Genomic DNA, 9,871 nt, shown 5'->3' on the forward strand with positions numbered 1-9,871 from the left:
TATTTTCTCTCATTGGGTGAGAGAAGCCACTGTTACCTAGAGTTACCWAAAAACAGTGTAATTGTCATGGACAATGTCCGCTTTTCAATAAACGCAGTGATATTCAAGCAATCATTGAAGAGCATGGGCATGAGATAGTTTGGTTACCCCCTTATAGTCCAGACTTAAATCCCATTGAAAAGATGTGGGCTTGGATTAAGCAAATACGCAAAGAATGGCGGATGGATTGTATTGATACTTTATGCTTTTATCTGCTTTGGATTGGATTGGGTTGGGTTTTAGATGATTGCACTATATATGTATTTTGTTATTTTATTTGTAGAGGTATTGCTGAGATTTTCTTTTTTAAAAAACGTTGAGTATATAGGAAGAAATAAAAAGACAGAAGATGTAAAAAATATAAATATTATAAACTTTATAGTAATTAATTTAATTGCGTATGTATCAATTGAATTGCTATATATTGTTAATTGGTTTATGCTATTTAAGTAAGAGTAGATGATTCTGTTTCCAATTATAAAAGATAATGTAACAGATAGTATAGAGGAGATTAATAGTGTTTTAGAAACTAAGCTTAGATTTTTGTTTAAGGATTTTTTTATATTTTTCATATAGAGAATGAATGTTGGAAACTAAAAAGGCGGTAGTTTACCGCCTTTTTAGTTTATATACTTAAATTTAATTATGATTTTAGATGCTTAATCAAGCTTTCTGTGCTTGCATCATGATGTTTGCCAATTTCGCCTCTTAGGCTGGCTTCTGTGCCTTTGGCGAGGACTTTTCCGAGTTCAACACCCCATTGGTCGTAGGCGTTTACGTCGTAGAGGATGCCTAATATGGTGGTTTTGTGTTCGTATAGGGCAATCATCGCGCCTAGGCATTCTGGGGTGAGTTCGTCTAGGATGAGCATGGTGCTTGGGCGGTTGCCAGGGCAGGTGCGTTGGTAGCGTTCTGCTTCAGGGATGTCTTGTAGATCGCTTTCATCTCGTCCGCGCATGAGTGCTTCAGCTTGTGCCAGGCAGTGTCCGTGAATGATGCTTGCTGCATGCTCCATGCCTTCTGGGGCTTTTTTGACGGTGATGAAGTCAAGTGGAATGCGGCGTTGTCCTTGATGGAGTAGTTGGAAAAAGGCGTGTTGGGCTTCTGTGCCAGTTCCACCCCAAATAATCATGCCGCTTGGTTGGGTAAGCGGTTTACCGTCGCGTGTCGCACGTTTGCCGAGGCTTTCCATGTCTAGTTGTTGTAGGTATTGTGGGAAAGGCGCAAGGCTGTGCGCATACATAATGAGTGAGCGGTTATTGATGCCAAAGTAATGGTTATACCAGCAGTCTAGTAGGGCAAGCTGAATAGGGAGGTTGTCTTGGGTATCGGCGGTTTGGAAGTGTTGATCCATTTGGTGCGCGCCGTTAAGGAGGCGTGCGTAGTAGTCGTAGCCGTTTTGTAGGATGAAGGGGAGGCTGATGGCCGACCAAAGGGAAAAGCGTCCGCCGACCCAGTCCCAGAATGGGAGGACTCGCTCGGCTGTAATGCCAAAAGCAGCGGCTTTTTCTACGTTGGCAGAGAGCGCAATCATTCGTTGGTCGGTTGCTTCGCCACCGGCTTGTCGCAACCAGTCGCGCATGATTTTAGCGTTTTCTAAGGTTTCTTCGGTACCAAAGCTTTTTGATGCCACGATGAGAAGAGTGGTTGCCGGGTTAAGCTGTTTTTGTAGGTGACGAATTTGGACAGGGTCGGGCGTTGCGAGGAAATGAATGTTCGGACCGTCGGCTTCATGGGCAAAGGCTTCGCAGAGTAGGCGTGGTCCGAGTTCGCTGCCGCCAATACCGATGTGGATGATGTCGGTGATGGTTTGTCCGTCATAGCCTTTCCAGTTGCCATTACGGATTTCTTTGCTGATGCTTTTCATGCGTTGGCGAACGTCGCGAATTTCGGCGTTAACGTCAATGCCGTTGACAACAAATTCCCCTTCTGCCGGTGCGCGGAGTGCGTGATGTAGTGCAGGACGATGTTCACCAGTATTGACGTTATCCCCACGGGTAATGGCAGCAATGCCTTCAGCAACGCCGGCTTGTTCTGCCCATTGTTGCCAAAGTTTGGCAGTTTGTTGGTTAATGTGGTTTTTGGATAGGTCCGCATAGATGCCCGCGATTTGATAGGTGTTATCTGCAATGCGATTAGGCTCTTGTGCAAAGAGTTCGGTTAGTGTTGTATTTTGGATTTGGGCGGCATGTTCGCGGAGTTTTTCGTGAATATGGCTCATCGTTTTTCCTTTTGTTTGAGATTTTAAGCAATATTGTTTGGCTGACTTCGACCAATATGACGCTGCATGTCCATAATGTTTTGCGCAAGGGTGGCAAGAGTGGTGGTGGTACCCACTAGTGCAGGGGTGCGTTCACCGGGTTGTTGCCAATATTCGCAATAAAGTCGTAGGGTTGCGCCCCGTGTGTCTGTGCCAGATAGGCGACAGATGATGCGCGCGCGTTGACCAAACTGTATTTGTAATCCTTGATTGGGGCTGATTTCGTTATTGGTAGGGTCGGTGTAGTTGAATTGTGCGGCATGGGTAACGGTTAGTCCGCTCATTTCTGACCCGATATGTTTACGCATATTTTGTTCAAATGCGTTAATCATTTCTTGTGCTTGGTTTTTGTCTAGTTCGGTGTAATCAAAGCGATTAAAGTGATGACGACCGTAGGTATTCCAGTGGTTGGTTAAGAGGGTATCAAGGGTTTGTTGGTTTTGCGCGAGTAGGCTGAGCCAACAAAGGATGGTCCAAATACCGTCTTTTTCACGAATATGGTTGCCGCCGGTGCCAAAGCTTTCTTCGCCACAGAGTTGGATTTTATTAGCGTCTAGTAGATTGGCAAAGAATTTCCAGCCGGTTGGGGTTTCATAACAAGCCAGTTGTTTGGCTTGAGCGACGGCATCTATGGCTCGGCTGGTTGGCATGGTGCGTCCAATACCTGTTAGCTCCGCTAAGCAAGCAATATCTGTATGGCGGTCAGCAATAATGGCTAAGCTATCGCAAGGGTTTACAAAGTGTTTACGTCCCATAATGAGGTTGCGGTCGCCGTCGCCGTCAGAAGCTGCGCCCATGATGGCTTCGGGATGTTTTTGCATCGCAGCTTGTAGGTCTTGCGCATGGGAAGGTTGCGGGTCGGGATGTCCACCGCCAAAATCAGGTAAGGGAGTAGTGTTGATGAGATAGTGTTCTGGTAGTCCTAAACGATGGCTGAATATTTCTTTGGCGTAAGGTCCAGTTGCGGCGTGCATGGCATCAAAGATAATCGGATTAGCAGAGAGGTATTGCCGTATTTTGTCAAAATCAAAAAGTTGCTCCATGAGGTCGGCATAATCTTCGGTGCTGCTAATGATATCTAAGGTCATTGTCCCTAAGGTGTGTTGACCAATGGTGTTTAGCGCAGGAAGGGTAATATCGGCAATGGTGTATTCTTTGAGCTGTTTGCTGGTTTCAAAGACGGCGTTGGTTGCTGATTCTGGTGCAGGTTGACCTGCATTAAGGTTAAATTTAATGCCGAAGTCGCCATTTTCGCCGCCAGGATTATGGCTAGCGGATAAGATAATGCCGTAATCTGCTTGATAGTGTCGGATGATATGAGAAGCCGCAGGTGTTGATAGTAAACCGTTCTCTCCTATAATTAAGCGTTTTACGCCTTGTGCGGCTGCCATTTTAATAACGATTTGGATAGCAGTCTCATTATAAAAGCGTCCGTCTCCACCTAATACAATGGTTTTATTTTCTGCACCTAAGGTAGAGAAAATGGCTTGGATAAAGCTTTCGGTATAGTGGGGCTGCTGGAAGTGCTTAACAGATTTGCGCAGCCCAGATGTGCCGGGGGATTGGTCAATAAAAGCTGTAAAGGAAACGGTTTTTATATCCATGGTGACCTCTCTTTGGACGATTTCGCTTAATGAGCAGATTTAAGGTTGAAATATACGCTTTTTTGAAATAGATAAAAAGTAGTTTTGTTTTTTATAAAATTTTAGGGAAATAAAAGGTTTTCTTAGGACAACTACATGAGTTGCCCTTATTGACATAACTACTTACAGTGCTTTTAAAGCGCTTTCATAATCTGGCTCATCTGTGATTTCATCAACGAGCTGAGTATAAAGTACTTGATTGTTTTCATCTAAGACAATCACCGCTCGAGCATTTAAGCCTTTTAGTGGTCCGTTTTTTTGTAGAATGCCGTAAGCAGTCGCAAATTCTGGTGAGCGGAAGTTTGATAACATTATGACGTTATCTAAGCCTTCAGCGGCACAAAATCGTTTTTGAGCAAAGGGTAGGTCAGCAGAAATACATAAAACAACGGTATTTTCAGCAGCTGCGGCTTTTTCGTTAAATTTGCGAACAGAAGTTGCGCATACTCCTGTGTCAACACTTGGAAAGATATTGAGAACTTTACGTTTTCCAGAAAAATCGTTCAGCGTTTTTTCAGCTAGTTCTGTATCAACTAATGCAAAGTTTGGTGCGATAGCGTCTTTGATGGGCAATGTTCCTGCGAGATTGACAGTGGTATCGTGATGAAAAGTCACTTGAGTCATTGTAGTCTCCTTCGTGTAAAACGATCATTCTAGAGGCTGTTATGATTTATTGCCACTGTTTGAAAGGAATAGTGGGCTACTCCTAAATCGGAGTAGCCTAGAAGGTTATTTGGTTTGTGGATATTTTTCAAAAACGGATTTTGGTAAAAGCGGAATAACGCGAGCTTGTTCGCTCACTTCGCCAGTTAGTGAATTCAAGAATGCAACGATATCATCAATATCTTTTTCAGGAAGTTCGCGTCCTAACTGTGCCATACCCATGATTTTTACTGCACGGTGTAAAGATTTGACGCTACCATCATGGAAGTAAGGATAGGTATATTCAACGTTACGAAGGGTGGGAACACGGAATAGGAATTTATCATTTTCGGCTTTGGTTACTTCAAAGCGACCTTCGTCGTGTTCTTCTGCGCCTGTAAATTTCCAGTAAGGACCGTCAACTAAACCAAATTTTTGGAATTGTCCGCCGCCAAGGTTTACGCCACTATGGCAAGCAATACAGCCATAATCCATGAATTTGTTAAGACCAGCAAGTTGTGTCGGACTTAGCGCGTCTGTGTCTCCTTGTAAGAAACGATCAAAAGGAGAAGGCGTAATTAAAGTGCGTTCGTAAGCGCCAATGGCTTGTGTAATGTGCTTAAAAGTTACAGGATCTTTATCACCAAAGATATCTTTAAAGCTTTCAACATAGCCGGGGATTTCAGAAACGCGTTTAACGGCTTCTGCTTCATCTGCTAAACCCATTTCAACAGGGTTAAGCAAAGGTCCACCTGCTTGTTCTTCTACATCTTGCGCGCGTCCATCCCAAAACTGCGTGGTATTTAAAGCGGCATTTAATGTGGTTGGTGGATTACGACCACCCGGTTTGGCATCTGTTCCTAAACTTTTTGGTAGATTATCTACGCCATAAGTTGCTAAATTATGGCAGCTATTGCAAGAAACGTTGCCATTTTTAGATAAACGGGGGTCAAAATACAGTTCATGACCTAATTTAACTAAAGCTGGTGTGGTGTCAGGATTTGCAGATTCTAGCTGCGCACTTTTCGGCAGGGGTTGAAAAACATTTTTGGCTTTTTCTAAGGTTGCTGCTGCGTCAGTTGACGTTTCTGCCCAAATATTAGCAGAGACCGCAGTAACTGCAATTACCAATGCTGCGCGGAGTGTTGTCATAATTGCCTCTCTTTTTTATTGCATCATCATGTGCGAGTCAATTATAACGAAAATTTTATCTATCTGCGGTTGTTTTGAGGAAAATTAAGTTAATTCGTGGTATTTTGTGGAAATGGAACTAAAATAGTTCTTATATAACCATAAAGCGACTTTCTATTGGTAAGAATATGCTTAATAGATGAGAAAGATTCGGAAGGAAAATGGCTCATTATTTAGAATACTCATGTTTAGACGGTTTTGTTTTTAAGGCATTAGGCGATATACTCATCAAATGATTTTTATCAATAACCGCTTTAATATCATGAATAAACTTCTAAATATGATAGGGTTTAGTGCCTGTATGGTATTAACATTTCCTATACAAAGTTTTGCGCAAAGTGAAGCACTCCGTCCCGCGGCTTATGACAAAAATGGGCGATTGATTACAAATGCAGAGCAAGTCGCACAAGATAGGGAAGCTGGTATTTTGCAGCGAGGTGGATATAATCCTGCAGTGGCAGAAAGAGCGGCGAAAGAGCGTCAACGTGCATTAGACGCTAAAAATGTGCCTAAATTGGGTAATACCAATGCACCTAATTCTAATGCCGCATCTGCGCGTAACATTTATCGTTGTAAAAAAGGTAAAGCAGAAGTTTATGCAGATGATGAAAACAAATATAAATTCAGCCAGTGTCAACTGGTACGTCGTGCGACTTCTGAGCAAGCATACGGTGAAAATACGCCTAATTATGGCGCTTATAACCAAAGCCCACCTGCCGCTGCCAATCCGGCACTAATGCCAGAGGTTCGCCCAGCTACTACCCCTAAACAGGAATCTACTCGCGGCATTCCTTGTAGTGGCGCAATTTTGTATAAGGGTAGCACTTATATTTTTAATGAAAGCGAACCTTGCCCTATTCCAGAAAGCGTTTTTAATAATCGTAAGCCGATTGAAGCGGAACCAACTTATTATACGCAATAAAAAAATCGGATATTTCATCTGAAATATCCGATTTTTTTATTGCCTTATTCACTCATATACTTCTACATAAATTCTACCGCCCTTGACTTCAGTAATAGTGATACCAACGGTTTTTCCATTGGAAAGTGTTGCAACGGCATCATGCTTCTTTCCATGAGATTCTATGATGGCGACCTCTTCACAAGAAGTATATAGTGAGATCAGCTAAAAAACAAAACATCCTATAGCCCTTATCTAGCCATTCTGGCGGTAGATAACGTTCTGTTTTTTAGCTGATTTGACTATATACCCCGTTTTGTTTTAAAATTTGTGTAGTAAGTTCACACGCACTACTTTCTAATACTGATTGACCCCCAAAGATTAAAGGAGATGCAATCATATAGGTGGCAGTTGCTAACCAAACCCAAAAAGTAATTTTATTTTCTGATAGCACATTTACGCGTTTCCATAAATAGACAGGATAAAACAGTAACGGCCATAGAATATTACAAATTTTTAGATTACCTTCTTTTTTCCATATCTGATGATCTGTTAGCGCTAAAGCTGTTGGAAAAAACATGAGTATATGTGCAAATGCAGTATTTGAGTTTTTCATTACAAAGCTGAATAATAAGGCGTAAATCAAAGGATAGATTGCAATAATCCAAACAAAAATTCTGCTAATTTTTAGCAGTTTTTCATAATTATTAGGTAATGTTTGCTGTGTATTTATAGATTCCATAAGAAGGCTCTCTTGGTTAGTGGATAAAAATATTGATAACATTGTAATAATTACTAAGCATACATCCAGACACAATAAGGAGGTATGACTATCCAAAATTGTAGGGGAAAAAATGGAAGTAACTGATAAAGTTAAAATGATGCGTGAATTGAGAAATTGGTCACAAGAAGAGATGGCAAATCGCTTGGGAATGTCTGTAAATGGCTATGCCAAATTAGAACGTGGCGAAACACAGATGAACTTTAATCGTTTTGGACAAATCGCAAAGATTTTTGGCATTACTATAGAGGAACTTATGTCTATTAATGATAGAAGTGTCATTTGCCTAATTAGTGAAAATAGCACTAATAGTAGTAATTATTACGGTGGACAACAAGAGTTTATGTCAGAAATTGAAAGGCTAAAATTATGTTTAGCTCATCAAGAAGAGCTACTTTCTCAGCAGAAGCGCGAGATTGAAACTTTGCGTTTATTAGTTGAACAGCTACAAAAATAACAATACTTATTTAACTTTATGGAATTTTTATGAAATTACACGAACGACCAAAACTAACACCGCCCGACGGGCATACAAAAGTTCTTCTGCATTCTTGCTGTGCGCCGTGCTCTGGTGAAGTCATGGAAGCCATGCTCGCAAGTGGCATTGATTACACCATTTTCTTTTATAACCCTAACATTCATCCGCGTAAAGAATACAATCTGCGTAAGGATGAAAATATTGCATTTGCAGAGAAATTTAACGTTCCTTTCATTGACTGCGATTATGATACGGATAATTGGTTTGAGCGCGCAAAAGGCATGGAATGGGATCCTGAAAGAGGACGACGTTGTTCCATGTGTTTTGATATGCGTTTTGAGCGAACCGCTTTATATGCCCACGAACATGGATTTCCTGTGATTACTAGCTCGCTTGGCATTAGTCGTTGGAAAAATATGAACCAAATCAATGAAAGCGGTGTTAAAGCCTGTGAGCCTTATCCAGATGTGCAATATTGGACCTTTAATTGGCGCAAAGGTGGCGGTAGCCAGCGAATGATTGAAATTAGCAAGCGTGAGCATTTCTATATGCAAGAATATTGCGGTTGCGTGTATTCTCTGCGTGATACTAATGCATGGCGGCAATCAAAAGGGCGCGATAAAATTAAAATAGGCGTGAAATATTACGGTGTGAATGAAGAAGACTAAACATGGCTAAAGATAAATATCCTGTTACGCCAGCGATTCGTCAACTCAGAGAGCATCAGATTTCTTTTGAGCAATATTTGTTTGCTTATGAAACGCATGGTGGTGCAGAACAGGCAGCATCAGAACTCAACGTTCCTTTGAATCAAGTAATTAAAACGATAGTGTTTACAGGCGATGATAAAAAAGGTTTGATTGTTTTGATGCATGGCGATAAAGAAATTTCCACTAAAAATTTAGCCCGTCAAATTGGTATGAAACATATTGAACCAGCAAGTGCGACACAAGCACATAAATGGACAGGCTATCAATTTGGCGGGACGTCGCCTTTTGGGATTCGAACGGTACTACCGATTTATGTCGAAAAAACCATTTATGACTTACCCTTTTTTTGGATTAATGGCGGTAAGCAAGGCTTTCAAGTACGTTTAGTTCCTGAAGATTTGGCGATTTTATCGCCGACAATAGTTGAAGTGGCTTTAGCGCACGAAAATCAAAAATAGTCTTTTTTGAATGCAAAGCGTAATTTATTCGTAAGCATCGGCGTATTATGTCGTGAAAGAAATATTAAATTGCTGTAGCATCGCTATTATTTACTGTGTAACTCGTAAAGCCTTTGTCTAACTGTCTTATATAGCGATGTTTCAAAAAACGCATACAGTAGAAAAAAATAATGTATTGTTTTCTTTCTTTTATTTACTTTCTTCTGTATGTATTTTTTAGGAATTTAACCATAATAGTTTCAATTTTTTTCGACTGTAGCTAAAGTGTCCAGAAGGAAATCAATTTTTATCTCGTTTTGAAAGTTATATCGTTATGACTTTTATAATAATCTTCAATAGGCGATCAATACGGTTTAGAATAATAAAAATAATAAGATTTCTAGCTAAAATAGCATTTATTATTGAAGATAATTGGGTATTTAAAATGAAGTGTTGAGAGCGCATTTAGCAATCTTTGCAAATAAAGATTGCTAAATGGTAGATTTATATTTTTAGATTAGTTTAACCATTTGTTTTCTAATTTTTTCATTTCTCCACTGATGATCAATCTATAGTCAAATCACTTATAATCCAATCTATCCAAAGCAGATATAAAGAACAACTTGTAGTAGAATTATCAAAAACAAACTGAGCATATCCTATGACCTACTGCAGCCAATTCCGACAGAAAATTCTTAACGATATTGCTAATGGAGAAACTTGGCGCGCTGTTGCAAAGCGCTACAAGATCAGCAAATTCACCGTCTATAGCTGGATTAAAAATCCCCA

11 protein-coding genes are annotated in these 9,871 nt (G+C 40.7%); 6 read left to right on the forward strand and 5 right to left on the reverse strand.

Annotation, left to right across the window (positions count from 1 at the left end):
• Window positions 1–29: 29 nt before the first annotated feature.
• On the forward strand, window positions 30–359 hold the full coding sequence (locus tag A5N85_RS17750) for a transposase (protein WP_084601754.1): 330 nt from the start codon (window positions 30–32) through the stop codon (window positions 357–359).
• A 323-nt stretch (window positions 360–682) separates the two neighbouring features.
• On the opposite strand, the gene pgi is transcribed toward A5N85_RS17750, so the two are convergent.
• From pgi to A5N85_RS10715, 4 genes are all read right to left on the reverse strand, one after another.
• Window positions 683–2,260, reverse strand: coding sequence for a glucose-6-phosphate isomerase (pgi, locus tag A5N85_RS10700; RefSeq protein WP_072577216.1), 1,578 nt, complete (start codon window positions 2,258–2,260; stop codon window positions 683–685).
• Between the two features lie 23 nt (window positions 2,261–2,283).
• A complete protein-coding gene (locus A5N85_RS10705; protein WP_072577217.1) occupies window positions 2,284–3,903 on the reverse strand; it encodes an alpha-D-glucose phosphate-specific phosphoglucomutase in 1,620 nt (539 codons plus the stop codon).
• A gap of 162 nt (window positions 3,904–4,065) precedes the next feature.
• Window positions 4,066–4,566, reverse strand: a complete 501-nt coding sequence (gene tpx / locus A5N85_RS10710) for a thiol peroxidase (RefSeq protein WP_072577218.1) — start codon at window positions 4,564–4,566, stop codon at window positions 4,066–4,068.
• A gap of 105 nt (window positions 4,567–4,671) precedes the next feature.
• Entirely contained in the window at window positions 4,672–5,736 is a 1,065-nt protein-coding gene (locus tag A5N85_RS10715; protein ID WP_072577219.1) for a cytochrome-c peroxidase, read from the reverse strand.
• A 301-nt stretch (window positions 5,737–6,037) separates the two neighbouring features.
• Here A5N85_RS10715 and A5N85_RS10720 point away from each other — a divergent pair, with 301 nt between their 5' ends.
• Complete coding sequence (locus A5N85_RS10720) at window positions 6,038–6,697, forward strand: hypothetical protein (RefSeq protein WP_143143256.1); 660 nt, start codon at window positions 6,038–6,040, stop codon at window positions 6,695–6,697.
• 268 nt (window positions 6,698–6,965) lie between these two features.
• Here A5N85_RS10720 and A5N85_RS10725 read toward each other — a convergent pair whose 3' ends face one another.
• Complete coding sequence (locus A5N85_RS10725; RefSeq protein ID WP_072577221.1) at window positions 6,966–7,418, reverse strand: hypothetical protein; 453 nt, start codon at window positions 7,416–7,418, stop codon at window positions 6,966–6,968.
• A gap of 112 nt (window positions 7,419–7,530) precedes the next feature.
• Here A5N85_RS10725 and A5N85_RS10730 point away from each other — a divergent pair, with 112 nt between their 5' ends.
• The 4 genes from A5N85_RS10730 to A5N85_RS17755 all read left to right on the forward strand — a co-directional run.
• On the forward strand, window positions 7,531–7,914 hold the full coding sequence (locus A5N85_RS10730) for a helix-turn-helix domain-containing protein (RefSeq protein WP_072577222.1): 384 nt from the start codon (window positions 7,531–7,533) through the stop codon (window positions 7,912–7,914).
• Window positions 7,915–7,943: 29 nt separating this feature from the next.
• The gene (locus tag A5N85_RS10735) at window positions 7,944–8,603 is read left to right on the forward strand and encodes an epoxyqueuosine reductase QueH (RefSeq protein WP_072577223.1); all 660 of its coding nucleotides are present in this window, start codon (window positions 7,944–7,946) and stop codon (window positions 8,601–8,603) included.
• Between the two features lie 2 nt (window positions 8,604–8,605).
• Window positions 8,606–9,103, forward strand: a complete 498-nt coding sequence (locus A5N85_RS10740; protein WP_072577224.1) for an aminoacyl-tRNA deacylase — start codon at window positions 8,606–8,608, stop codon at window positions 9,101–9,103.
• A gap of 640 nt (window positions 9,104–9,743) precedes the next feature.
• Window positions 9,744–9,871, forward strand: a 128-nt coding sequence (locus A5N85_RS17755) for a helix-turn-helix domain-containing protein (RefSeq protein ID WP_143143250.1), incomplete at its 3' end; no start/stop codon positions are given.

Origin of the sequence: Suttonella ornithocola (genome assembly GCF_001889065.1) — a bacterium.
Taxonomy (GTDB): domain Bacteria; phylum Pseudomonadota; class Gammaproteobacteria; order Cardiobacteriales; family Cardiobacteriaceae; genus Suttonella_A; species Suttonella_A ornithocola.